We start from the raw sequence: 24302 nt of genomic DNA, 5'->3' as shown, positions 1-24302 counted from the left end.
CGGTATGGGGCCTGTTCAGGGGTGGGCCAGGGTCGGCTGTGCCACTTACGGCAAGGATCGTGCCAGGGGCGGGCGCCAGGTGCGCGAAGGATGAGGGGGAACAGGTGCGATCCACAGAGGGCGAGACGGTTGTCGCGGTCCTGGCGATGCCGCGTTTCTACGCGCTGGACGTCAGCATCCCTGAACATGTCTTCGGGCGGCATCTGGGATATCGCGTCCTGGTGTGCGGGGACGCGGGCGGCGGATCGTCGTCGCTCGCCGGCGTGGAGAACGCCGATGTCGTCGTGGTCCCGGGTTACGCAGATCCGCACCTCCCGGTCCCGGAGGAGTACCTCGGAGCGCTGAGGAGCGCGGTCGACCGGGGCGCGCGTGTCGTGGCCGTCTGCACAGGTGTGTTCGCGCTCGCGGACGCAGGCATCCTGGACGGCAGGTCGGCCACGACGCACTGGCGCCATACCGATGAACTCCGCCTGGCCCACCCGCGCGTCGACGTCGTCGAGAACCGGCTGTTCGTCGAGGACGGGCCGATTCTGACGTCGGCGGGCGGGGGCGCGGCGATCGACGCGTGTCTCCATGTCGTCCAGAGCGATTTCGGCGCCGCGGTCGCGGATGCCGTGGCGAAGGACGTCGTCTTCTCCTCCGTCCGTGGCGCGCACGAGCCGCAGTACACCGAGGCGCCCGCACCCCCTCGCGACAGCCTGTGGGCGACACGGGAATGGGTGAGGGAGAACATCGGCTCGCCGATCACCGTGCAGCGGCTGGCCGATCACAGCCTCCTGTCGCGCAGGACCCTGATCCGGCGTTTCGCGCGTGAGACGGGGATGCCGCCGATGCAGTGGGTGGTCCTCCAGCGGATCCTCGGTGCGCGCCGCCTCCTTGAGACCTCCGACTGGTCCGTCGAGAAGATCGCCGGAGCGACGGGTTTCGGCTCGGCCGCGAACTTCCGGACCATCTTCCGCAGAGAGGTGGGAGTGACCCCGACCGCCTACCGCAAGCTGCATGGCCCAGCCGCGGGGTGATCTACTGAACCGTGGGGGACAAGGCCGGGCCACGCCCCGATGGCCCACCCAGTCGCACCGCAGCAGGAGGTACGCAGCATGCTCGTCGATCTCTCCGGCAAGACCGCCCTCGTCACCGGATCGACCCAGGGAATCGGGTCGGCCATCGCGGTCGGCCTGGCCAGGGCGGGTGCTCGGGTGGCCGTCAACGGACGGTCCGCCGCTTCCGTCGACAAGGCCGTCGAGCGGCTGAAGGAGGAGCACGGCGGTGCCGATTTCCTCCCGGCGCCCGGTGACATCTCCACCGACGAAGGCGCCGCGCAGGTCTTCGCGGCCGTTCCGCAGGCGGACATCCTCATCAACAACCTCGGCATCTTCGGCGCGGAGCCCGCCCTCGACATCAGCGACGACGAATGGCGCCGCTACTTCGAGGTCAACGTACTGACAGCGGTCCGCATGATCCGGCACTACCTGCCCGGGATGAAGGACCGTGCCTGGGGCCGGATCCAGAACATCGCCAGCGACTCGGCGATCGTCGTCCCCGCCGAGATGATCCACTACGGCATGTCGAAGACCGCGCTCCTGGCGGTCTCCCGGGGCTTCGCGAAGGAGGCCGCAGGCTCCGGCGTGACCGTCAACTCCGTGATCGCGGGCCCCACGCACACCGGCGGCGTGGAGGACTTCGTGTACGAACTGGTCGACTCCGCGCTGCCCTGGGACGAGGCGCAGCGGGAGTTCATGGTCAAGCACCGCCCGCAGTCCCTGATCCAGCGGCTCATCGAGCCGGAGGAGATCGCGCACATGGTGGTCTACCTCAGCTCCCCGCTGGCCTCCGCCACGACGGGCGGGGCGATCCGGGTCGACGGCGGCTACGTCGACTCGATCGTTCCGTAGCCATGACCCCGACAGCTATGCCCCCGACAGGCATGCCCCCGACAGGCATGCCCCCGACAGGCATACCCTCGACAGGCGTGCCCCGACAGCCAGGACCCCGATGGCCATGACATCCGCCACCGCGCCCCGCACCGGTCTCCTGCTCGGCGTAGACATCGGGACGTCCTCCTCCAAGGGCGTCCTCGTCCGCCCCGACGGCACGCTCGTCGCCCAGGCGCAGCGCGAGCATGTGACGTCCACGCCGCACCCCGGCTGGTTCGAGCACGACGCGGACGGCGTGTGGTGGACCGATTTCCGTTCCCTGGCAAGGGAGTTGCTCGCCGCGCTGCCCGCGGGCGATTCGCTCGCCGCGGTCGGTGTGAGCGGCATCGGGCCCTGTCTGCTCCCCGTCGACGAGAAGGGCACGCCGGTCCGCCCGGCCATCCTGTACGGCGTCGACACCCGGGCCGGAGCCGAGATCGCCGAACAGAGCGAGCGCTACGGCCCCGACGAGATCATCCGCCGCTGCGGCTCGCCCCTGACCAGTCAGGCGATCGGCCCGAAGCTCGCGTGGCTGCGCCGCCACGAACCGGCGGCCTACCAGGCCACCCGCCGCTGGTACATGGCCAGTTCGTACCTCGTGCACCGCCTCACCGATCGGTACGTCCTCGACCACCACTCGGCGAGCCAGTGCACTCCGCTGTACGACCTGGCCGCCCGGTCCTGGATCGACGAGCGCTGCGAGGAGATCGCCCCGGGCCTCCAGTGGCCCGAACTGGTCTGGCCCTCCGACGTCGTCGGGACCGTGACCCCGGAGGCCGAGGCCCTGACCGGGCTCCCCGCGGGCACGCCTGTCGTGGCGGGCACGGTCGACGCCTGGGCGGAGGCGGCCGGTGTCGGTGTCGCGGCCCCCGGCGACCTGATGCTCATGTACGGCACGACGATGTTCCTGGTCGGCATCCTGCCTCAGCCGCTGACCAGCCCGCATCTGTGGGGCACGGCGGGCGCGTTCCCCGGCACGTACTGCCTGGCCGCCGGGATGGCGACGTCGGGTGCGGTCACCGGGTGGCTGCGTGACCTCACCGGCACGTCGTACGAGCAACTGACCGAGGAGGCAGGGGCGTTGCCGCCCGGCGCCGAGGGCCTGCTCATGCTGCCGTACTTCGCGGGGGAGCGCACCCCGCTCTTCGACCCCGATGCCCGGGGCCTGATCCACGGACTGACGCTGCGGCACGGCCGCGGCCACCTCTATCGGGCCGCCCTGGAGGCCACCGCGTACGGCGTCCGGCACAATCTCGCAGCGATGACCGAGGCGGGCGCATCCGCCGAACGCCTGGTCGCGGTGGGCGGTGGCGCCCGCGCACTGTGGACCCGGATCGTCTCCGACGTGACCGGGCGCGAGCAGCATCTGCCGCGTCACACCATCGGCGCCGCGTACGGCGACGCCTTCCTCGCGGCGGTCGGTGCCGGGCTCGCCGAGCCGGGCGACATCGCGCACTGGAACCCGACGGTCGAGGTGGTCGCCCCCGATGCCACCACCTCGGCCGTCTATGACCAGCTCTACGGGCTCTACCTGGACCTGTATCCGGCGACCCGCGAAGCCGCGCACACGCTGGCGCGCCTCAACTAGCGCGTGAACCAGCGCGTGAACCAGCGCGTGCCGCCTAGTTGTTGGTGGTCACGTGGACGTAGTCGACGACGAGCTGTTGCGGGAAGCTCGTGCTGCCGTCCGGGTCGCCCGGCCAGTAGCCGCCGACCGCGAGGTTCAGGATCAGGAAGAACGGCTTGTCGAAGACCCACTGCTTGCCGCCCAGGTCGGCAGGGGTGCGTGTCTGGTAGACGTTGCCGTCCACGGACCACGTGACCTTGTTCGGTGACCAGTCGACCGCGAAGGTGTGGAACTTGTCCGCGAACGCCTCGCCGCCGGGCAGGGTGTAGCCCGCGCCGATGCCGCCCGAACCCGAGTAGCCGGGGCCGTGCAGTGTGCCGTGGACGGTGCCCGGTTCGAAGCCGACGTTCTCCATCACGTCGATCTCGCCGCTCTGGGGCCAGCCCACGTCGCCGATGTCGGCGCCGAGCATCCAGAACGCGGGCCACATGCCCTGTCCCTTCGGCACCTTCATCCTGGCCTCGACATGGCCGTACGTCTGCGTGAACTTGCCCGAGGTGTTGAGGCGGGCGGAGGTGTACTCACAACGGCCGTACCAGCACTGGTAGTTCTCGGGATTCTCCTTGCGCGCGGTGATGACCAGGTTGCCCTGGCCGTCGAGGGCGGCGTTCTTGTTGCCCGAGGTGTAGAACTGCCGCTCGTGGTTGTTGACGTTGTCGCCGGTCTCGATCTGCCACTTGCTGCCGTCGACCGCGGAGCCCGCGGCGCCGTTGAAGTCGTCGGTGAACGTGGCGGCGGCCGCCGTGGAACCGGTGGGGGAGGGGGCCGCCGACGCTCCGGCGGGCAGTCCGGCCAGAGCCGAGGCGCAGCAGGCCAGGGCGACCGTGGAGAGGGCCGCACGGCGGCGCCAAGAGGTGTGCACTGTCATCACATCGCTTCACGTGGGGGTGGCGAGGGGGGTGGGGGGCGAGTGCTCAGGCATGCGCCCGACCATTAGGACATGCGCATGACAATTCGACATCGAGAACTGAACGCGGCGAGCGATCAACCCCGACGCTTTGTTCAGTACTTGATTTAAGGCAGACTCCCGGGTGCCGTCAAGGAGTTGGTGTGTACCAACCTCAGCGGGCCTCGGCCGTGGCCCGCGCCAGATACGGTGCCGTCCGGCTCCCCTCGGCACCCGCCACGACCGAGGGCGGCCCCGCGGCGACCACACGACCGCCCGCGTCACCGCCGCCGGGACCCAGGTCGATCACCCAGTCGGCGCCCGCCACCACCGCCATGTCGTGCTCGACGACCACCACCGAGTGGCCCGCGTCGACCAGGCCGTGCAGCTGGCGCATCAGGACCTCGACGTCGGCCGGGTGGAGTCCGGTCGTCGGTTCGTCCAGGAGGTAGAGCGTGTGGCCGCGCCGGACGCGCTGCAACTCGCTGGCCAGCTTGATGCGTTGGGCCTCGCCGCCCGATAGCTCCGTCGCCGGCTGACCGAGGCGCAGATAGCCGAGGCCCACGTCGAGGAGGGTCCGCAGGCTGCGGGCGACGGCCGGGGTGTGCGCGAAGAACTCCGCTGCCCCCTCCACCGTCAGGTCGAGCACCTCCGCGATGTTCCGTCCGTGGTACGTCACTTCGAGGGTCTCGGGGTTGTAGCGCGCACCCCCGCAGTCGGGGCACGGTGCGTACGTACTGGGCAGGAAGAGCAGCTCCACGCTCACGAACCCCTCGCCCTGGCAGGTCTCGCAGCGTCCGCCCGCGACGTTGAACGAGAAGCGCCCCACGCCGTAGCCCCGTGTCCGTGCCGCGTCCGTGGCCGCGAAGACCTTGCGCACCACGTCGAAGAGGCCCGTGTAGGTGGCCAGATTGGAGCGGGGCGTGCGGCCGATCGGCTTCTGGTCGACGCACACGAGGCGTCCCACACCGTCGAGGTCCTCGGTGACCTCGCCGATGAGCGTGGACTTGCCCGAACCGGAGACGCCGGTGACCGCGGTGAAGGCGCCGAGCGGGAACTCGGCCGTCACGTCGCGCAGGTTGTGCCGGCTCACGGGGCCGACCTTCAGCCAGCCCTTCGGGGTGCGCGCCGGGCGCATCGGAGCGGGCTCGCGGCCGAAGAGGAAGCGGGCCGTCGCGGACCCCGTGACGCTCTCCAGGTCCGCCACCGGGCCGCTGTGCAGCACCTGGCCGCCGTGCTCACCGGCGTCCGGACCCACGTCGACGAGCCAGTCCGCGTGGCGCATGACATCGAGATGGTGCTCCACGACGAAGACCGAGTTGCCCGCCGCCTTGAGCCGGTCGAGGACGGTGAGCAGGGACTCCGTGTCCGCGGGGTGCAGACCGGCTGACGGCTCGTCCAGGACGTACACGACACCGAAGAGTCCGGAGCGCAACTGGGTCGCCAGGCGCAGCCGTTGCAGCTCGCCCGTGGAGAGGGTGGGCGTGGCGCGGTCCGGGCTCAGATAGCCGAGGCCCAGCTCGGTGATCGTGGCGATGCGGCCGAGGAGATCCTCGGACAGGACCCGCGCCGCCTCCGAACGTGTGCCGCTGTGCAGGGACTTGGCCAGTTCCGACAGGGGCAGCGCGGCGAGGTCGGCGATGGTGCGGCCCGCGAACGTGACCGCCATCGCCTCCGGGCGCAGCCTGCTGCCGCCGCACGCCGGGCAGTCGGCGCTCGCCAGGAACCGCTCGGCCTTGGCGCGCAGCGTCTGGCTCTTGGAGTCCGAGAACGTCTTCATCACATAGCGCCGGGCGCTCATGTACGTGCCCTGGTAAGGGCGTTGGATGCGGCCCGCGTCCCGCACCGGATGCACCGTCACCACCGGCTGCTCGTCCGTGAACAGGATCCAGTCCCGGTCCGCCTGCGGCAGCTCGCGCCAGGGACGGTCGACGTCGTGGCCGAGGGTGTCGAGCACGTCCCGGAGGTTCTTGCCCTGCCAGGCGCCGGGCCAGGCGGCGATCGCGCCCTCGCGGATGGAGAGGGACGGATCGGGGACCAGGAGCTCCTCGCTCGTGCGGTGGACGCGGCCCAGGCCGTGGCACTGCGGGCAGGCTCCTGCGGCCGTGTTCGGCGAGAAGGCGTCCGAGTCGAGCCGCTCGGCGCCCTCGGGGTAGGTGCCCGCGCGGGAGAAGAGCATCCGCAGCGAGTTCGAGAGGTTGGTGACCGTGCCCACCGAGGAGCGGGACGTGGGCGCCGAGCGGCGCTGCTGGAGCGAGACCGCCGGGGGCAGGCCGGTGATCTCGCCGACCTTCGGCGCGCCCACCTGGTGGATCAGCCGTCTGGCGTACGGGGCGACGGACTCGAAGTAGCGGCGCTGGGCCTCCGCGTAGATCGTCCCGAAGGCGAGCGAGGACTTCCCCGAGCCGGAGACGCCGGTGAAGACCGCGAGGACGTCACGCGGGATGTCCACGTCGACGTCCCGCAGATTGTGCTCGCGGGCACCCCGGACACGTACGAACGGATCGTGGGGGCTGTGCATGGGGACTCCGTACGCGACTCGGGGGCAAACCCCACGATTCTAGGTCGTGGCCAGACCCGCGACCCGGGCCAGGCGCCGGAAGGAGTCCAGGAGGCCCGCACGGTCGTACGTACTGGTCGTGACCAGCACTTCTTGCGCCCCGCTCTCCTTGATCAGCGTCTCGAGCTCGTCGGCCACCTGCTCCTCCGTGCCGTGGATGTGGCCGGCGAGACCGGATTCGTAGAAGCCGCGCTCCTTCTCGGTCATCGTCATCGCCGGTGACTCGATGCGCTCGGCCGGGGGCAGGGGCGGGAACGTGCCGTGGGTGCGTGAGTAGGCCATCGACCAGGCCTCCGGTATCAGCAGGCGGCGGGCCTCCTCGGGCGTCCCGGCGACGGCGATGGTGCCCGAGACGACGACGTACGGCTCGCTCGACCACTCCGACGGCCGGAAGGAAGTCCGGTAGTGCTCGATGCCGCGGAGCATCTTCTCGCGGCTCCTGATGTCGCCGATGACCATCGGGAGCCCGGCCTGTGCGGCGATGGTGGCGCCCTCGCCGATGGCCAGGACGAACGGGGGGACGGTCAGGCCCTCGGCGGGCCGCGCGTGCGCTCCGGTGTCCGACGTGCCGCGGAACCAGCCCAGGAGCTCGGTGAGCTGCGCCGCGAAGTCCTCCGAGTCGTGCTTGTCCCGGCCGAGCGCCTTGCGCACCCCGTCGGTGAAGCCCACCGAGCGGCCGAGTCCCATGTCGATGCGCCCGGGGAAGAGCGCTTCGAGGACCCCGAACTGCTCGGCGACGATGAGGGGTTGATGGTTGGGCAGCATCACGCCGCCCGTGCCGACCCGGATGGTGCGCGTCGCGGCGGCGACGGCGGAGGCGAGGACGGTCGGCGCGGATCCCGCGACGCCCGGCACCGCGTGATGTTCGGAGACCCAGAAACGGTGATAGCCGAGCTCTTCGAGCTCCTTGGCCAGGCGGACGGTGTCGCGCAGGGCCTCGGGGGCGTCGTGCCCCTCGCGCGTGCGGGAACGGTCGAGCACGGAGAACCGGGTCGCTGCCACTCGAGATCCCTTCGCCGGTGGGGATCGCGTACTGATCTCCTCTGTGGTCTCCATGATCCGTCACGTGCGGGGAGCGGGCAAAGTGATTTCGGTCGCCGTGCAATCCGGGGCCCGCTACTCCTCGGGCACCCTCTGTCGCAGCCCCTGGACACGGACCACGAGGGCGGAGTGCGCCTCCGTCCACTCGGCGGCGGGCGCCATGACCGTCAGGAGCTCCCGGGCCGGCGCGGCGAGGCGGTACGTCGTGGCGTACGGGAAGTCCATCGCGCGTTCGCGTTCGATGAGTTCTCCCTGCGTGAGGCGTTGCAGGGTCCGGCTCAGCATGCCCTCCTCGAGGTAATGGTGGGCATTTCCGGGCCAGTTGCTGACAGGGGTCTGCAAGCGAACCGTATTCAATAGTTCCGTGTACTTCAGTGGCCGGTCATTCAGGGCCACGAAGACGTCCCAATGCCATTCGCCGTTCAACAAGTGGAAAAAGTCGTGGATTCGCTGCAGATATCGCTCGTCACTCGGTGGCAGCCCCGCGTGAGTCGGAGTCGTTCCGTTTGTTTTTGATTTCAACTTACGTGCTCTCACGGGTAGTTGAACCTCCCTTCGCTTGGTTCGATCCGGTTCTCTCGACATGGGGAATACGGACATACAAAGGGTTGCGCGCATCGATTGCAAGGTACAGAGTGTGCACGATCCACAAGTTGCGGTAAGTGCGGGAAGGGGGGAGGTGTTTGTGGCCCGCGAACGATCCGGCAGGACCGTCGCGCATCTCGTTCTGGCCACCCGGCTGAAAACGCTGCGTGAATCGGCGGGCCTGAGTTTCCGGCAGGCGGCAGAGGCTCTCGGCGCCCACCCGGCCACCGTCCGCCGCATCGAACAGGCCCAGACATCTCTGGACGCGGGCCAGGTCTCCACCCTCCTCTCGGTGTACGGGGCGGGCTCGGCGGAGACCGAGGAATTCCTCGGGAAGCTGGCGGCCGCCAACCGCCCCGGCTGGTGGCATCCGTGGCGTGCCGTCATGGACGCGTGGCAGCTGGACCTGATGAGCGTGGAGTCCGCGGCCAGCATCATCAGGACCTGGCACCCCTCGCTCGTCCCCGCCCTGCTGCGCACCCCGGCCTATGCCCGCGCCGTCGACGACGTCCTGCGCCCGGACCTGTCTCCCGCGGACAAGGACCGGCGCACCGAGTTCCTGATGCAGCGTCAAGGCCGGTTGCACGCCCAGCAGACGCGCATCTGGGCACTGATGTCGGCCGCGGCCCTGCGCACACGCGTAGGGGACGCACAGACCATGGCCGGGCAGAAGGAGTCGCTCCGATCCGCAGCCGAGCGCCCCGAAGTGACCTTGCAGGTCCACCCGCTGGACGGACCCGCGCACGCCATGACGGGAAAACCGCCGCTGACCGTGTACCGGGTCGAGGTGCCGGAGATCTCCGACCACGTGGTCCGGGAGGGAGGCCTGCCCGGCACGGCCGACGTCTGGGACGCGCACGAGACCGTGACGGCCTACCTCATGCTCCTTGACTACTCCTGCACCGCCGCGTCCCACCCCCACAAGTCGAAAGAGGAACTGGCGTGACCGAACCGACGAAACTGCCCCCGGAGATAGACACCTCCGTCGCCCACAGCGCGCGTGTCTGGAACTACTGGCTCGGCGGCAAGGACAACTTCCCCGCCGACCAGCAGGCCGGTGACGCCTACCGCGACAAGTATCCGCTGATCGAGCAATTCGCCCGCGAGTCACGGGACTTCCTGAGGCGCACGGTCAGCCACCTGGCACGGGACGCCAAGATTCGCCAGTTCCTCGACCTGGGCGCCGGATTACCGACCGCGAACAACACCCACGAGGTCGCCCAGCGCATCGCCCCCGAATCCCGGGTGGTCTACGTGGACCACGACCCGCTCGTCCTGCTGCACGTGCACGCGATGCGCACCAGCACTCCCGAGGGCGCCACCGCCTATGTGCTCGCGGACATGCGCGACACGGACGCGGTCCTGGAGGGTGCGGCCAAGACGCTGGACATGACCCGGCCCGTCGCCCTGGTGATCAATGACGTCCTCGGGCACATCGTGGACTGGGACGACGCCCTGTCCCTCGTGCGTCGCCTGGTGGAGAAACTCCCCTCGGGAAGCTATCTGGCCCTGAGCCACTCCACCGCCTCGGACGAGGAACACCGGAAGGTGCAGGAGGAGTACAACAACTCCGGCGCGATTCCCTACATCTTCCGCGAGCCTGAGGTGACGGTCGCCTTCTTCGAGGGGCTTGAGCTGGTCGAACCCGGCTTCGTCTCCTGGCCGAACTGGCGGCCCGACTCCACCACGGACCGCACCACCGTGCGCGCGGGGTGGGGCGCCGTCGCACGGATTCCGTGACGGCGAGCAGGGCGGGCCGCGCGCAGCACGGCGCGGGGCCCGCGCCCGCCCCCGCCGTCGAGGACCCGCCCTGCCGGGCAGCGCGACGGCTCACGCAGGCGGCAGGCCGCTCCGACGCCGCGCTGATCGCCGAGGCCGCAGCCCTGGCCGGCGGCTGGGCCGCCTTGGTGACCCCCGCGGCGGGCGCCCTCCACAGCCACCCGCACAGCGCCGGGCCCGCGGGGGTGCGTGCCGCCGCGCACCCCCGGTCCCATCCGCACCTCACCATCCAGCCGGCGGCCGATGCCGTCCTCGTCCTCGGCCCCGGCAAGGCGACGCCCGCTCCCCGCGTCGCCCTGATCGCACAGATCACCGTCGATCTGCTCCTGGTGCTCGCCCGGCAGGCGGACGAGACGCGCGGCGCCGAGCAGCGGCTGCACGGCGCCGCGCTGCACCTGCTGCTGAGCGGCCACCACCGTCTGGCCGCCGACGTGCTCGGAGGCAGCACGACCCCGCACGCCACCCACGCCACGGTGTACCGGCTCGCCGGCAGCAACGCCCACACCGCGCACCAGGCCCTGTGGCGCGCGGCGCAGCCCGGTGCGCCTCTCGGCAACACCACCACCCGCATGCTGGTCAGCCTGGCCACGAGGGAACTGGCGGTCGTCGCCCTGCACGGCGCCCAGGGCGACCAGAGCGCGACGCTCCCGCTCCTGGCCCGGATCGCCGAGCGCCACCAGCTGTCCGGGGGAGCGGCGGACCCCGCGCCTCTGGACATGGTCCCCACCGCGTGGGCCGAGGCCGGGGCCGCGCGGAACAGCGCAGCCGTCGGCTGCCTCGTGCCCGCGGCCGGCCTCGGGGCGCACGGGCTGCTCCGCGTCCTGCCCGCGGACCGGCTCGCCGCATGGTCCGCGGCCGTCCTCCAGCCCTTGGACCGTGACCAGCGCCGGACCCTGGAGGCCTGGCTGCGGTCGGGCTCGGCCCAGGCCGCGGCACCGGCCCTCGACGTGTCCGAGGGCACGGTCCGCTCACGGCTGCGCGGCATCGGCGCTCTCCTCGCGGCCGACCTGGAAAGCCCCACCGTCCAGGCGCAGCTGCTGCTGGCCCTGCGCGCCCCGGCACCACCCGATCCGGCTGCCATGTACGTACGCCTTCCCGCCACGCCACTGCCCCCTGAACTGCTCGGCTCCGGCCAGGCCGAGCGCTGGGCCTCCGCCCTGCTCGCACCCTTGGACACGCGACTGCGCACCGCGCTCCGCTGCTGGCTCGGGCAGCGCGGCAGGACCGCCCCCGCCGCCGCCGAGCTGGGGCTGCACAGGGCCACCCTCACCGCCTGGCTGAACAAGTGCGGCGGCATCCTGGGCCTTGACCTGTCGTCCGTGACGGTCAGGGCGGAGCTGCACCTGGCGGCCGAGACGATCGCGACTCCCGGCGAGGCGCAGGCAGCGTTGCCGCGTCGCGGGGGCAGAACCTACCGGGGGCCGCGGCAGTAGACCCCGAGGGCCCGGTGTCGCCGTCCCGGGGATTGCCTACGCTGGGCGCGTGACGGAAGACAGCAGGCCACTGGCCGTATTCGACCTGGACGGCACGCTCGCGGACACCGCGCACCGCCAGCGCTTCCTGGAGGGCAAGCCGCGTGACTGGGCCGCCTTCTTCGCGGCGGCGCCGGACGACCCGCCGCTGGCGCAGGGTGTGGCTCTCGCCCTGGAGAGCGGGCGGGAGTGCGAGGTCGTCTACCTCACGGGCAGGCCCGAGCGGTGCCGCAAGGACACCGTGGCGTGGCTCGCGGCGCAGGGGCTTCCCGAGGGGCGGATCTGGATGCGCCGCAACGACGACCGGCGGCCCGCCCGCCGCACCAAGCTGGAGATCCTCCGGAGGATCTCCGCGTCCCGCGAGGTCCGGATGCTGGTGGACGACGACGAGCTGGTGTGCGACGAGGCGGAGCAGGCGGGCTTCAAGGTCGTGCGGGCACGCTGGGCGAGCACGTCCGCCGCGCTGAAGGACGCTCAGGAGCGTGAAGGGCGGACGTGACGCCTGGCGTGGGTGTCAGGCGCTGTCGCCGTCCTCCAGGCGGAAGCCGACCTTCAGGCCCACCTGGTAGTGCTCGATCTCGCCGTTCTCGATGTGGCCGCGCACCTGGGTGACCTCGAACCAGTCGAGTGAGCGCAGCGTCTGCGAGGCGCGGGCGACGCCGTTGCGAATCGCCTGGTCGACGCCCTCGTGCGAGGTGCCGACGATCTCGGTGACCCGGTAGGTGTGGTCGGACATCAGAGTGTTCCTCTCCGCCGTGTGGTGACCTCACAGTTGTGGGGTGAGGTCACTCCACCGTGCCCCACCACGCGGCGGTGCGCGAGGCGGTGGGCGCGGGGTGCTCGGCGGCACCGTCCAGTTCGAGCCGCGAGACGATGCGGTAGCCGAGGACCGCCCCGTCGAGTACGTGCGCTCCCTCTACCGCGGCGACCGACCGTGGGCTCGATGGACTGCGCGGCATGTGCGGGGCGGATGCGGCGGGCCTCGCGGAGGTGGGCGTAGAACCCGGACTCCACCTGCGCGGGGGTGAGCCCCGGGGCGACAGCAGGTCGACTACGTCCTGCACGTCAAGGACCAGGTCCTCACGCCGGACCAGGTGAAGGCGCAGGTCAGCGGCTACCGCAGCGCGGGCACCGCATTCGAGGACACCGTCCCCGGCAGCTGATCCCGCTCGCCGTCCGACCCGCGGTCCCACCCGCGATCCACCCACGAACGGCACCGGAATATCCGATCCCGGTGCCGTTCCCCCTTGACCGACCCATTGGTACAGACCAAAATCCAGCCGTACCCGTTCGAGCCACCAGCTCACCCCCACGTCGGGCCGACCTTCCCCTGTCCGCAGGAAGAAAGTGACCCACGTGAAACCGCACCGCCGTGTCGCCATGTCCCTCGCCCTCGCCACGACCACCCTGCTCGCGGGATGCGGCGTCCTGCCCGGCGGAGGAGAGGAGAAGCGGACCGTCACGGTGTGGCTCATGCGGGGCAGTGCGTCGGAGGAGTTCATCAAGCGGTTCACGACCGACTTCGAGAAGCGGAACGGCGACATCGACCTGGAGATACGCCTCCAGGAGTGGACCGGCATCGGCGGCAAGGTCAAGGCCGCGCTCAAGGCGGAGGACGGGCCCGATGTCATCGAGGTCGGCAACACCCAGGTCGCCCAGTACGTCGACGAGGGCGGGCTCGACGACCTCACCCTGGAGTCCGCGCGCGACCTCGGGATGAAGGACTGGCTGCCGGGTCTTGCCGAGCCCGGCCGGTACAACGGGAGCCAGTACGGCATTCCTTGGTACGCCGCCAACCGCGTCGTCATCTACAACAAGGACCTGTTCGCGCGGGCCGGGATCGAAGCGCCGCCGAAGACGCGCGCGCAGTGGATCGCCGACACGCGGCGGCTCGACTCCGGCGGCGACCAGGGGATCTATCTGGCGGGCCAGGACTGGTACACCCTGGCCGGATTCATCTGGGACGAGGGCGGCGAGCTCGCCACGGAGGCCAAGGGGTCGCGAGGCGTGTGGGAGGGCAGCCTGCACACGCCCGCGGCGCTGCGGGGCATGGAGTTCTACCGGCAGTTGCAGGCCTTGGGCAAGGGCCCCCGGGACGCCGACGAGGAGCATCCGCCGCAGGCCGGGGTGTTCGCCAAGGGCGATGTGGCGCAGATCGTCGCCGTGCCGGGGACGGCACGGGCCATCGAGGAGGCGAACCCCGAACTGAAGGGGAAGCTCGGCTACTTCCCGATCCCGGGCAAGACGGCGGCGAAACCGGGAGCGGTCTTCACCGGCGGGTCCGACCTCGTCGTGCGCGGGAAGACGGACGACCGCAGGGGCGCGGTCGCCGTGATCGAGGCTCTCGCGGGCAAGAAGTGGCAGAAGGACCTGGCCAGGACCATGGACTACGTGCCGAACAAGACGACGCTGGCCTCCCTCGTCTCGGGCGAGGAGGGTGTCGCCGCGATGGCCGCGGGAGCGGCCAGGGGGCGGGCGACGCCGGCCTCGCCGAAGTGGGCCGCCGTGGAGGCGGACAACCCGATCAAGGCGTACATGTCGAAGGTGCTGGGCGGGGGTGACCCGGCGACGGAGGCGAAGGCCGCCTCGCGCCGGATCACCCGGGAGCTGGATGTCAGTGGGCCGTGATGGTCACAAGGCCGTGCTGTTCACCAGGCAGCGCTAGCGCGCCACACTCAGCGACAGCGCGAACCGTGCCCTCTCGTCCGTCCACCAGTGGGTCAGCTTCAGGTCCGCCGCGGACAGCTCGGCCCGCACGCCGTCCTCGCGGAACTTCGCCGAGATCTCGGTGCGCATCTCCTCGTGGCGGTCGAAGTCGACCGCCAGGTCGAGCGCCGGGATCTTCACCGTCTGGGCGACCAGGGAGCGCAGGCGCATCTCGATCCACTCGTGCTCGCGGTCCCAGACGGCCACGTGCGAGAATGCGTCGGGGTCGAAGTCCGCGCCCAGCTCGCGGTTGATCACGGTCAGGACGTTCTTGTTGAAGGAGGCCGTGACGCCCGCCCCGTCGTCGTACGCCGAGACGAGCACCGACTCCTCCTTCACCAGGTCGGTGCCGAGCAGCAGCGCGTCGCCGGGGGAGAGCAGGGAGCGCACCGACGCCAGGAACGCCGAGCGCTCCGCGGGCAGCAGATTGCCGATCGTGCCGCCCAGGAAGGCGACCAGACGCGGGCCCGGTGTGCCCGGCAGGGCGAGGCCGCGGGTGAAGTCGGCGATCAGGGCGTGCACGTTCAGGGAGGGGCGCGAGGCGATCAGGGTGTTCGCGGCGCCGGTGAGCGCGCTCTCGCTCACGTCCACGGGTACGTACGTGTGCAGGCCCGGCAGCGCGTCGATCAGGTGGCGGGTCTTCTCCGACGAGCCCGAGCCCAGCTCGATCAGCGTGCGCGCGCCCGTCGCCCCGGCGATCTCCGGGGCGCGGGTCTGCAGGATCTCGCGCTCGGCGCGCGTCGGGTAGTACTCGGGCAGCGTGGTGATCTCGTCGAAGAGCGCGCTGCCCCGCGCGTCGTAGAACCACTTGGGCGGCAGCGTCTTGGGGGTGTGGGTGAGGCCGTGCAGGACATCGGCGCGCAGAGCGGCATCGGTGGCGTCCACGGGCAGGGTGCGGGTCAGCTGGAACGGGCTCACGCGGTGGGCTCCTTGAGCGGGGTCAGCAGGACATCGGTACGGCTGGCGGCGAGCAGCGTGCGGTCGGGCACCTGGCGCCAGTGCGGATCGTCGTCGTAGGGCTCGGAGGCCACGACGGTGCGGCGGCCCGGTTCGGAGAGATACCAGAGGGTGTCGCCCCAGGCCGTCGCGGCGATCGTCTCGCCGTTGGTGAGCAGGAGGTTGAGGCGCGATCCGGGTGCCGCCTCGGCGACCTCGGTCACGGTGTCCGCGAGGGCCTGGCCCTCGTCGTCGCCGCTGCGCAGCCGGTGCAGGACGAGCGCCCACACCAGCGCGGAGTCGCACCGCGCCTCCAGGGAGAGGAGGTTCTCGGGCGGCAGGAGGCGGGCCACCGGGGCGAGCGAGCGCGGCCAGCCCGTGACCGCGCCGTTGTGGCTGAACAGCCAGGTCCCGGCGGCGAACGGCGCCGCCGCCGCTTCCCCGTCCGCGCCCGCCTCGGTCGCGTCGCGCACCGCGGCGAGCACCGCCCCGGACCGCACGACCCGGGCGAGGTCCGCGAAGGACTGGTCGCCCCAGACCGGCCCGGAGCGGCGGTAGCGGGCGGGCACGGGATCGCCGCCGGCGTACCAGCCCACCCCGAAACCGTCGGCGTTGACCGTGCCGTAGCGCTGCTGCCGCGGCGCCCAAGACTGGCGGAACAGGCTGTGCGAGGGTTCCACGAGGAGCTTCCCGAGCGGCTCATGGGGGCCCAGATAGGCCAGGTGACGGCACATCAGACGGCCTCCGTCGGGTCCGCGTCGCGCGCGGTGCGGAACCCGGAGAAGATCTGCCGCCGCACCGGGTGGTCCCAGTTGCGGAACGTGCCACGGCACGCCACCTCGTCCACCGAGAACGCGCCGCCCCGCAGCACCTTGTAGTCGCCGCCGAAGAAGACGTCCGAGTACTCGGGGTAGGGGAAGGCGGCGAACCCGGGATAGGGCAGGAAGTCGCTCGACGTCCACTCCCACACGTCGCCGATCAACTGGCGTACGCCGAGCGGGGATTCACCGGCGGGATAGCTGCCCGCGGGGGCCGGACGCAGATGGCGCTGGCCCAGGTTCGCGCGCTCGGGTGTGGGGTCGGCGTCTCCCCACGGGTAGCGCATCGAGCGGTCGGACGCCGGGTCGTGCCGGGCGGCCTTCTCCCACTCCTCCTCGCTGGGAAGCCGCCGTCCCGCCCAGCGGGCGTACGCGTCCGCCTCGTACCAACTGACGTGCAGCACCGGTTCGTCGGGCGGTACGGCCTCGACGGTCCCGAAGTGGCGGCGCAGCCACCGGCCGCCCTCGTGGCGCCAGAACAGCGGCGCCGAGAGGTCGTTGCCGCGGACCATGTCCCAGCCCGACGGGGTCCACCACCGCTGTTCCCGGTAGCCGCCGTCGGCGATGAAGCGCTGGTAGTCGGCGTTGGTCACCGGTGTCGTGTCGATGTAGAACGGCGGGACCAGACGGTGGTGCGCCGGACGTTCGTTGTCGAGGGCCCACGGCTCGGTGGACGTGCCCATCGTGAACGGCCCGCCCGGCACGAGGACTTCGGCCGGGCCCTTGAACGGCGGCGCGGGCGCGGGGTCCGGCGCCGTGAGTGCCGTGGGGCCCGAGCGCAGCTGATGGGTGATCAGCATGGTCTCGTCGTGCTGCTGTTCGTGCTGCGCGATCATGCCGAACGCGAAGCCCGAATCGGTCAGCGGTGAGCCGCGGAAGGGCGTGCTCTCCAGTACGTCCAGTGCGCGCCCCCGCACCTCGGCCGCGTAACGGCGGGCCTCGACGGGCGCGAGCAGCGGCAGGCTCGGCCGCTCGGAACGGGGGTGCTCGAACGCGTCGTACAGGCCGTCGATCTCGGGCCGCATGGCGTCACGGCCCGCCACCGCGCGCAGCAGCCACAGCTCTTCCTGGTTGCCGATGTGCGCCAGGTCCCAGACCAGCGGTGACATCAACGGCGAGTGCTGTGCGGTCAGTTCGGGTTCCTCGACGCACGTGGTGAGGAGCGAGGTGCGGTCCCTGGCGGTCAGGAGCGCCGCCAGGGCGCGCTGTCGAAGCGCATCGGGGTCGCTGACGGTTCCGGTCATCGGAGGATGCCCTTCTCGTGCTCGTGGTCGTAGTGGTGGCCGTCCCGGTGCCCGTCGAGCAGGTCGTCCGCCGGGCAGCGGCCCCGCGCGACATACCGTTCGGCGTACGCGGCGACCGCATCGCGCACCTCGGCGCTCGCGCCCATCCGGGGCAGCGCGTCGGCCGCCGCGGCGAAACAGGCGGCGGCGGACTCGCGCAGCTCCGGGTCGGCGAGCCCGTGCCGTGCCGCGTCCAGCCACAGCGGGCTGCGCGGCGCCGCGGGCGCGCCGGGCGGGCACGCGCGCTCGGCCAGCGGCTTCACGGTGCGGTAGGCGGTCTCGGCGGCCTGCGGGTCGTCGAAGAGCGCGCTCGTCACCGCGAGCGGCACGATCCAGCCGTCCGCACCCGGCTGTGCGTCGACCATCCGCAGCTCCAGATGGCCGCGCGGGCGTACGGGCGGGAAGAGCGTGGTCAGGTGGTAGTCGAGGTCGTCGCGCGTCGGCGGACGCGGCCCGCCCGAGCGGGCCCAGGTGCGGAAGGTCAGCCCTTCCGGCACGGTCCAGGGCGCGTCGTGTCCGTCGTCCTCGCCCCTGATGAACATCACCGGCGCGTCCAGGGCGTGCCGCGCCCAGGCCGCACGCGGTTCCGCCTCCATCGACGGGGCGCCGGACGTGCCCGGGTCGATCGACGCCCACACGGCCTGCCGCGTGGAGCGCCAGCCGGTGGAACGCCCGTCCTGGACCGGCGAGTTGGCGAACGCGGCTACCAGCACGGGACCGAGGAGATGCGCGAGCCGCCAGCGCCTGCCGTAGCCGAGCGGGCCCGGCTCCTCGTGGCCCGCGTCCAGGCAGATCTGCACGGAGGCCGTCGAGCACATCATGCGGCGGCCCGCGGGACCCGTGCGGTCGAGATAGCACTCCATCGCGTCATAGCGCGGCCGGTGCAGGATGCGGGACGGCGGGCGCCAGGGATCGGCACCGAGCCCGGTGAGCGTCAGATCCAGGGTGGCAAGTCGGTCGCGTACCAGCGAGAGATCGGCCGATACGGCGGACACGCACTCCATGAGCGAGGCGGCGGGGAGCGAGCTGAGCTCCAGCTGGCCGCCTGGTTCGACGGTGATCAGGGAGTGCAGGGGCAGGGCCCGCAGTGCGGCGTAGGCCGCTTCGAGGCGGGCGGGGGACACGGGCAGATGGAGCCGGTGCGGCTCGTGGATCAGCCATTCCAGTTCGACACCGGTGATGCGCGGTGGCCCGGTCTTGAAGCAGATGCCGGTGACCAGCGCCTCCGCCTCGGACTCGGAGACCGCGGTGCCGTACTTCGCGCGGTACGTCGTACAGTCGCCCTCGGGCATGCAGAGGTCCTCCTGTTCAAGTTCTGCCTGGTCCAGCGGTTGCGGACCACCCGGTCAACTCGATTTGGGTGTGACCGAGTTGGCAGCGCTCGTCCCACCCAAGACCTTGTCGGCCGTTCGCACAAGAGTGCCCCTCGGGCCAATATGGTGCGAGGGAATTCTGTTGCGGCGGGCGTCGGGAAGAGCTCACGATGCGTTCATGTGTGAGTCGGGGGACAGGACGACAGAGGTCGGGACGGGAGAGCGGACATGAGTGCGCGACTGCGTGGCATCGCGCAGCAGACCGAGGAAATCGTGGCGGCAGGTCGGTACGCCGCTCCGGGCGGTCGCGAGGTGGTGATCGCGGACGCGGTGGACGCCGCGCGCTCCGGCACGCGGATGTTCGGTCCGGCGGCCCTGTACGTGACTCCCATGACGCCGCCCGAGCTGATCTCCACGGTAGTCGAGGTCACCGGTGAGAGCAGCTTGGAGGCCGCGCACCGCCTGACGGGCGGGGACGGCGGCCCGGTGGCGGCCTTGAATTTCTCCTCGGCGCGCAATCCCGGCGGCGGCTATCTGAACGGCGCCCAGGCGCAGGAGGAGGCGCTGTGCCGGGCCTCGGCGCTGTACACGTGCGTGCGCTCGGCCCGGGAGTTCTACGACCACCACCGCGCCCACCGCGACCCCTTTTACAGCGACCGCGTGATCCACTCCCCGGCCGTGCCGGTCTTCCGCGACGACCGGGGACGGCTCCTCGACGAGGCGTACGCCGTCGGCTTCCTGACCTCGGCGGCGCCGAACGCGGGCGTCGTCCTGCGCCAGGCCCCCGAGCGCGCCGCGGACCTGCCCTCCGCCCTGGCCGGGCGCGCCGAGCGGGTCCTGGAGACCGCCGTGGCCTGCGGCTACCGGCGGCTCGTGCTCGGCGCGTGGGGCTGCGGGGTCTTCCAGAACGACCCCGCGCAGGTGGCGGAGGCGTTCCGGGTGCTGCTCGCCGAAGGCGGCCGGTTCCACGGGTACTTCGAGCACATCGTCTTCGGGGTGCTCGACCGCACCCGCGGCGCGGTCACGCGGGCCGCCTTCGAGGAGGCGTTCGGCACGGGGTTCAGGGGCGCGGCCCAACCCCTGCCGTAGCGCTCAACGCCAGCCGTAACGCTCCTGAAGCCGCCGCACGACCAGATTGAACCGCATCCGGTCAAGCGCGCACGCCTCGCGCCGCATGCCCGCGTCGTGCACCCGGAGCACCCGGTCGATGTCGACCCAGGAGTCGCGCCCCTCGCGGTCCCAGGGACCGCTGCCGATCGGCACCCACTCCCGGTCGTTCGCGTGCTGCTTGCTGGAGAGCTGCACGGCGAGCAGCGTGCCGCGCGCCTCGCGCGCGACGACCAGGACGGGACGGTCCTTGCCCCGCCCGTCGTTCTCCTCGTAGGGAACCCACGTCCAGACGATCTCGCCGGGGTCGGGATCGCCGTCGTGGGCGGGCGCGTACGTCGTCCGGACCTGGCCGACCTCGCGCGGCTCGGCCTCGGTGGTCGCTGTGCGGCCCGTGCGGCCAGGGTGCTCGGACATCTGCTGGTCATCGGTGTTGGCAGTCACGCGGGACACCGTAGAACCTGTCTGGCCCAACCCGCAGGGCGGGTCCGCCCGATGCGCCGCAGGCTCGGGTCCATGGCGCCACGACGACACCTCAGCCGAGCCCGGGTCACCGCAGTCCTCGCCCTCTGTGGCACGGCACTTGCCCCCACGCTCCCGCAGCCCGCCGACCGTTCTGCGGCACCGCCGCCGCGCACCGTCTCGGGGTGGCTTCCCTACTGGGACCAGGAAGCCGCGTACAAGAACGCCCTGCGCCACGCCGACCAGCTGCACACCGTCAGCCCCTTCTGGTACGAGGCGAAATCGGCCGGACGCATCGCGGGCCACACCGGCGCCGGATCGCGCCGCGTCATCGACGGGCTCCACAAGGCGGGCATCAAGGTCGTGCCGACCGTCATGGAACGGATGCGGCCCGGAGCGCTCGCGGCCGTCGTCACCGACAGGGCCCGCCGCACGGAGCACATCGAGGCGCTCCTGCGGGTCGTCCGCAGCCGCAGTTACGACGGCATCGACCTCGACTACGAGTCCATCGCGCCGACCGGCGACTCCGCCTACAAGAAAGTGGGAGCGGGCTACGCGACGATGGTCACCGACCTGTGCGCGCGGCTGCACGCGCTGCGCAAGCAGTGCGTGATCACGGTCTCGCCGAAGACACGGATCAGCGGGCGCGTCTGGGACTACCGCCGACTGGGCACGGCCGCCGACCGGTTGCGCATCATGGCCTACGACCAGCACTGGGCCGAGGGCTCCCCGGGCCCCTTGTCGTCACCCGCCTGGTACGAGGAGATCCTGCGCAACGCCACCGCCGAAGTCCCGGCCGCGAAGCTGGAGATGGGCCTGCCCGGCTACGGCTGGGACTGGACGGTCGGCAGCGGCGCCCGCGCCAAGCACGTCACGTGGAAGGAGGCGGAGGCGCTGCGCCGCCGGGTGGGCGCGCCCTACCGGATCGACCCCAAGTCGAGCACGCCCCACTTCACCTACAACGAAGGCGGCAAGCGCCGCACGGTCTGGTACCAGGACGCGCGCGGGACGGCTGCGCATCTGCCGGTCCTGCGGAAGTACGGCGTGCGCCACACGGTCCTGTGGGCCATCGGCTTCGAGGACCCGGCGCTGTGGGGCACCCTCGCCAAGAACTCATGACGTCCGCGCGGGATGGGCGGGGTCTGCGGGATCTGCGGGCCGCGCAGGCTGTGCGGGATACGCGGGCCACTGCTCGTACCAGCGCTGGTCCGCCTCCAACTGCGCCGCGAGCGACACCAGGAGCGGCTCGCTGCCGTCGGGCCCGAGCAGCTGGGCGCCGACCGGGAGGCCGTCCCCCACCCGGCCCGCGGGCACGTTGACGCCGGGCCAGCCCAGGACGTTCCACGTCCACGCGTAGGGGCAGGCGGCGATCATCGCCTGGTCGGTGCGCCAGCCGCTGAGCTCGGACAGGGTGCCGATCCGGGGCGGGGGAGTGGCCGTGGTGGGCGTGAGGACGACGTCGTACGTCGAGAAGATCGCGCCGACCCGGCGGTGCAGGGCGGCTTCGGCGCGACGGGCCAGGCGCAGCGGGGCACCGCCGAGCAGGCGGCCCAGGCGGGCCGCCTCCTTGGTCCGCGGGTCGAGCAGGTGCGGGGCGGGGACCTCGCGGGCCCAGTCGGTGATGCCGGCCGTGGCGCGCGGCACGAAGTCGAGGCCGATCTGGCCGTAGCGCGGGTCGGCCTCCTCGACGTCGTGCCCGAGCTCGGCGAGGCGGTCCGCGAGGACCATGACCTTGCGGCGCACCACGGGGTGCAGGCGCTTGGGGGTCGCGGTGAACGGCATCCGCAGGGACAGGGCGATCCGCAGCCGCCCCGGATCGCGGGTCGCCGCGTCCGATGCGCTGATGGCGGACGGTTTGTGCAGGTCACCGCTGTGATTGCCGCTCGCCGCGTCAAGCAGCAGGGCCGCGTCGGCGACGGTCCGTGCGAGCGGGCCGTTGACGGTGATGCCGTTGAAGGCCTCGGGCCAGGGCCACGTCGAGATGCGGCCGCGCTGCGGCTTGATCCCGACGAGATGGGTCCAGGCAGCGGGGATGCGCACCGAGCCCGCGCCGTCCGAGCCGAGCGCCGCGGGGACCAGGCCCGCGGCGACCGCGGCCGCCGAGCCGCCGGACGAGCCGCCGGGGGTGTACCCGGTGTGCCACGGGTTGCGGGTGTCCCCGAAGCCGGGCCCCTCGGTGAAGGGCCACTGGCCCAGCTCGCACGTGTTGGTCTTGCCGACGACCACGGCTCCGGCCGCCCGCAGCCGGCGTACGGACTCGGCGTCCTCCTTCTTCGGCGGGAAGTCGCCCCGGCAGCCGAAAGCGGTCGGTTCGCCTGCTATGTCGGTGTCGTCCTTCACGGCGAGCGGAACGCCGAGCAGCGGCTTCCCCGTCCCACCGGCCGCCAACTCCCGGTCGGCGGCGTCCGCTTCGGCGAGCGCGGCCTCGGCCCGCACCAGCTTGAAGGCGTTGAGCTCGGGCTGCGAGGCCTCGATCCGCGCCAGCGTGCGTTCCGTCAGCGCACGTGAGGACACTTCTCCGGCGGCCAGCGCGCGGGCGGTGCGCGCGAGTCCCTCGGCACGGTCGGCAGTCATGTGGGGGCACCTTTGATCGACGGGCAGGTGCACGCACGCTAACGGGCGAGGAGGGAACACGGTATGAGGACAGGGCAGTTCACGCCGCGCACCACCCGCCGGACGCGCCCCGACGCAGGCCAGGGGCGCCCCGCCGCCCGCCTGGGAGCGCCCCCGCGCCGTCTGGAAGGATGAGCCTCGCCATGGTGCAGATACCGAACAAGACCGCACAGCAGCCCGCGCAGTACTCCGTGCCGACGAGCGCCGACGTGGCGCGTCTGGCGGGAGTCTCGCGCGCGACCGTCTCGTACGTCCTGAACAACACGAGCGCCGTCCGCATCAGCGAGCCCACCCGCCGCCGCGTCCACGAGGCCGCCAAGGAGCTGGGGTACGTCCCGCACGCCGCGGCCCGCAGTCTGCGCGCCGGGCACACCCGGGTGGTCCTGATGCCCACGCCGCAGATCCCGGCGGGCCCGCTCTTCAGCGAGTTCTTCAACGAGCTGCAGTGGGCGCTCAGCCGCTTCGACTACACCGTCGTGCAGTACGGCAGCCTCGGCCTGACCGGCGAGGAGGCGGCCCGCGCCTGGGCCGAGCTGCGCCCGGTGGCGGTCCTCGCCCCCGACGCTTCGGGGCTCGGCGCGCGCGGCGTGAGCGTCCTGAAGCGCTCAGGCGCCAAGGCCGTCTTCACGTTCGGCCCGCAGCGGGCCGAGGGCGCCCACGCCCTGCTCATGGACCAGCGGCTGATCGGCCGGTGCGCCGCCACGCACCTCCTGGAGCGCGGCAGCAGGCACATCGGCGTCGTGATCCCCGAGGAGCCGGGCCTCGAACCCTTCGCGCGCCCGCGCGCCGAGGGCATCCGCCGCACGCTGGCCAAGCACGGACCGGACGCCACGATGACGGAGCTGCCCCTCGCCTACGACGAGGAGTCCGCGGCCCGGCTCGCGGCCCGCTGGCGCACGCTCGGCGTCGACGGGGTGTTCACGTACAACGACGAGTTCGCGATGCTCCTGATGCGGGCGCTGCAGGACGAAGGCATCGCCGTCCCCGGGGAGACGGCGATGATCGGCGCCGACGACTTGATGCTCGGCAGGCTCCTGCGGCCGCGCCTCAGCACGGTCCGCATCGAGCTGCCATCGGGTCAGAAGCTCGCGGAGCTCGTCGACCGGGTCGTGCGCGACCCGGGCATGGAGCCCGAGGTGCACGACGTGCTCGGTGCGACGGCAGTGCACCGCGAGTCCAGCTGACCCTGCTGCTTGTGGGT

At 71.7% G+C, this 24302-nt stretch carries 24 protein-coding genes; 11 read left to right on the top strand and 13 right to left on the bottom strand.

Features of this window, described 5'->3' with window-relative positions:
• Positions 1-104 precede the first annotated feature (104 nt).
• Positions 105-1019 (top strand): helix-turn-helix domain-containing protein, encoded by a 915-nt coding sequence (locus ABZ833_RS04450; protein ID WP_361040828.1) that lies wholly within the window; start codon positions 105-107, stop codon positions 1017-1019.
• Positions 1020-1097: 78 nt separating this feature from the next.
• Entirely contained in the window at positions 1098-1892 is a 795-nt protein-coding gene (locus ABZ833_RS04445) for an SDR family oxidoreductase (protein ID WP_361040825.1), read from the top strand.
• A 15-nt stretch (positions 1893-1907) separates the two neighbouring features.
• Here the strand turns inward: ABZ833_RS04445 and ABZ833_RS04440 are convergent, their stop codons facing one another.
• Positions 1908-2000: a pentapeptide repeat-containing protein gene (locus ABZ833_RS04440; RefSeq protein WP_361040822.1), complete on the bottom strand. Its 93-nt coding sequence runs from the start codon at positions 1998-2000 to the stop codon at positions 1908-1910.
• Here ABZ833_RS04440 and ABZ833_RS04435 point away from each other — a divergent pair.
• Positions 1999-3501 (top strand): FGGY-family carbohydrate kinase, encoded by a 1503-nt coding sequence (locus ABZ833_RS04435; protein ID WP_361040820.1) that lies wholly within the window; start codon positions 1999-2001, stop codon positions 3499-3501. The two genes, ABZ833_RS04440 and ABZ833_RS04435, sit on opposite strands and share 2 nt — an antisense overlap.
• Before the next feature lie 34 nt (positions 3502-3535).
• On the opposite strand, the gene ABZ833_RS04430 is transcribed toward ABZ833_RS04435, so the two are convergent.
• From ABZ833_RS04430 to ABZ833_RS04415, 4 genes are all read right to left on the bottom strand, one after another.
• Entirely contained in the window at positions 3536-4408 is an 873-nt protein-coding gene (locus ABZ833_RS04430; protein WP_361040817.1) for a glycoside hydrolase family 16 protein, read from the bottom strand.
• Positions 4409-4601: 193 nt separating this feature from the next.
• Positions 4602-6947, bottom strand: a complete 2346-nt coding sequence (locus ABZ833_RS04425) for an excinuclease ABC subunit UvrA (RefSeq protein WP_361040815.1) — start codon at positions 6945-6947, stop codon at positions 4602-4604.
• A gap of 39 nt (positions 6948-6986) precedes the next feature.
• Positions 6987-8042: an LLM class flavin-dependent oxidoreductase gene (locus ABZ833_RS04420; RefSeq protein WP_361040813.1), complete on the bottom strand. Its 1056-nt coding sequence runs from the start codon at positions 8040-8042 to the stop codon at positions 6987-6989.
• A 60-nt stretch (positions 8043-8102) separates the two neighbouring features.
• Positions 8103-8312, bottom strand: a complete 210-nt coding sequence (locus tag ABZ833_RS04415; RefSeq protein WP_361040811.1) for a winged helix-turn-helix transcriptional regulator — start codon at positions 8310-8312, stop codon at positions 8103-8105.
• Positions 8313-8712: 400 nt separating this feature from the next.
• On the opposite strand from ABZ833_RS04415, the gene ABZ833_RS04410 reads away from it, so the two are divergent.
• The 4 genes from ABZ833_RS04410 to ABZ833_RS04395 are packed head-to-tail and all read left to right on the top strand — an operon-like array spanning position 8713 to position 12362.
• Positions 8713-9558: a helix-turn-helix transcriptional regulator gene (locus ABZ833_RS04410; RefSeq protein WP_361040808.1), complete on the top strand. Its 846-nt coding sequence runs from the start codon at positions 8713-8715 to the stop codon at positions 9556-9558.
• A complete protein-coding gene (locus ABZ833_RS04405) occupies positions 9555-10352 on the top strand; it encodes an SAM-dependent methyltransferase (protein ID WP_361040805.1) in 798 nt (265 codons plus the stop codon). Before ABZ833_RS04410 ends, ABZ833_RS04405 begins: the two co-directional genes overlap by 4 nt.
• Positions 10349-11824 (top strand): helix-turn-helix domain-containing protein, encoded by a 1476-nt coding sequence (locus tag ABZ833_RS04400; protein WP_361040803.1) that lies wholly within the window; start codon positions 10349-10351, stop codon positions 11822-11824. Before ABZ833_RS04405 ends, ABZ833_RS04400 begins: the two co-directional genes overlap by 4 nt.
• Before the next feature lie 49 nt (positions 11825-11873).
• Positions 11874-12362, top strand: a complete 489-nt coding sequence (locus ABZ833_RS04395) for a hypothetical protein (protein ID WP_361040800.1) — start codon at positions 11874-11876, stop codon at positions 12360-12362.
• A 15-nt stretch (positions 12363-12377) separates the two neighbouring features.
• Here ABZ833_RS04395 and ABZ833_RS04390 read toward each other — a convergent pair whose 3' ends face one another.
• Together ABZ833_RS04390 and ABZ833_RS04385 are read right to left on the bottom strand one after the other, a co-directional pair.
• Positions 12378-12599, bottom strand: coding sequence for a dodecin (locus tag ABZ833_RS04390; RefSeq protein ID WP_190078819.1), 222 nt, complete (start codon positions 12597-12599; stop codon positions 12378-12380).
• A gap of 49 nt (positions 12600-12648) precedes the next feature.
• Complete coding sequence (locus ABZ833_RS04385; RefSeq protein ID WP_361040796.1) at positions 12649-12822, bottom strand: hypothetical protein; 174 nt, start codon at positions 12820-12822, stop codon at positions 12649-12651.
• Between the two features lie 421 nt (positions 12823-13243).
• On the opposite strand from ABZ833_RS04385, the gene ABZ833_RS04380 reads away from it, so the two are divergent.
• The gene (locus ABZ833_RS04380; RefSeq protein WP_361041361.1) at positions 13244-14491 is read left to right on the top strand and encodes an extracellular solute-binding protein; all 1248 of its coding nucleotides are present in this window, start codon (positions 13244-13246) and stop codon (positions 14489-14491) included.
• A 33-nt stretch (positions 14492-14524) separates the two neighbouring features.
• Here the strand turns inward: ABZ833_RS04380 and egtD are convergent, their stop codons facing one another.
• Genes egtD through egtA form a run of 4 tightly spaced genes read right to left on the bottom strand, consistent with a single transcriptional unit; the run spans position 14525 to position 18898 of the window.
• Positions 14525-15487 carry an L-histidine N(alpha)-methyltransferase gene (gene egtD / locus ABZ833_RS04375; protein ID WP_361040793.1) on the bottom strand — a complete coding sequence of 321 codons (963 nt, stop codon included), beginning with the start codon at positions 15485-15487 and terminating at the stop codon, positions 14525-14527.
• Positions 15484-16239, bottom strand: a complete 756-nt coding sequence (gene egtC, locus ABZ833_RS04370) for an ergothioneine biosynthesis protein EgtC (protein ID WP_361040790.1) — start codon at positions 16237-16239, stop codon at positions 15484-15486. The genes egtD and egtC overlap by 4 nt, the downstream gene beginning before the upstream one ends.
• Positions 16239-17567 carry an ergothioneine biosynthesis protein EgtB gene (egtB, locus tag ABZ833_RS04365; protein WP_361040787.1) on the bottom strand — a complete coding sequence of 443 codons (1329 nt, stop codon included), beginning with the start codon at positions 17565-17567 and terminating at the stop codon, positions 16239-16241. The genes egtC and egtB overlap by 1 nt, the downstream gene beginning before the upstream one ends.
• Positions 17564-18898 (bottom strand): ergothioneine biosynthesis glutamate--cysteine ligase EgtA, encoded by a 1335-nt coding sequence (gene egtA / locus ABZ833_RS04360; protein WP_361040785.1) that lies wholly within the window; start codon positions 18896-18898, stop codon positions 17564-17566. Before egtA ends, egtB begins: the two co-directional genes overlap by 4 nt.
• A gap of 249 nt (positions 18899-19147) precedes the next feature.
• On the opposite strand from egtA, the gene ABZ833_RS04355 reads away from it, so the two are divergent.
• Complete coding sequence (locus tag ABZ833_RS04355; protein WP_361040782.1) at positions 19148-20008, top strand: TIGR02452 family protein; 861 nt, start codon at positions 19148-19150, stop codon at positions 20006-20008.
• Positions 20009-20011: 3 nt separating this feature from the next.
• On the opposite strand, the gene ABZ833_RS04350 is transcribed toward ABZ833_RS04355, so the two are convergent.
• A complete protein-coding gene (locus ABZ833_RS04350; protein WP_361040780.1) occupies positions 20012-20470 on the bottom strand; it encodes a type II toxin-antitoxin system PemK/MazF family toxin in 459 nt (152 codons plus the stop codon).
• 72 nt (positions 20471-20542) lie between these two features.
• On the opposite strand from ABZ833_RS04350, the gene ABZ833_RS04345 reads away from it, so the two are divergent.
• A complete protein-coding gene (locus ABZ833_RS04345; protein ID WP_361040778.1) occupies positions 20543-21607 on the top strand; it encodes a glycosyl hydrolase family 18 protein in 1065 nt (354 codons plus the stop codon).
• On the opposite strand, the gene ABZ833_RS04340 is transcribed toward ABZ833_RS04345, so the two are convergent.
• Positions 21602-23062 carry an amidase gene (locus tag ABZ833_RS04340; protein ID WP_361040775.1) on the bottom strand — a complete coding sequence of 487 codons (1461 nt, stop codon included), beginning with the start codon at positions 23060-23062 and terminating at the stop codon, positions 21602-21604. The genes ABZ833_RS04345 and ABZ833_RS04340 overlap by 6 nt on opposite strands.
• A 182-nt stretch (positions 23063-23244) precedes the next feature.
• On the opposite strand from ABZ833_RS04340, the gene ABZ833_RS04335 reads away from it, so the two are divergent.
• Complete coding sequence (locus ABZ833_RS04335; RefSeq protein WP_361040773.1) at positions 23245-24285, top strand: LacI family DNA-binding transcriptional regulator; 1041 nt, start codon at positions 23245-23247, stop codon at positions 24283-24285.
• The last annotated feature ends 17 nt before the right edge of the window (positions 24286-24302 follow it).

The sequence above is a fragment of the Streptomyces sp. NPDC047525 genome (genome assembly GCF_040643025.1).
Classification (GTDB): Bacteria; Actinomycetota; Actinomycetes; order Streptomycetales; family Streptomycetaceae; genus Streptomyces; species Streptomyces durmitorensis.
Note: the sequence above shows the minus strand (reverse complement) of the source record. Positions and strands in the feature narration are given on the sequence as shown.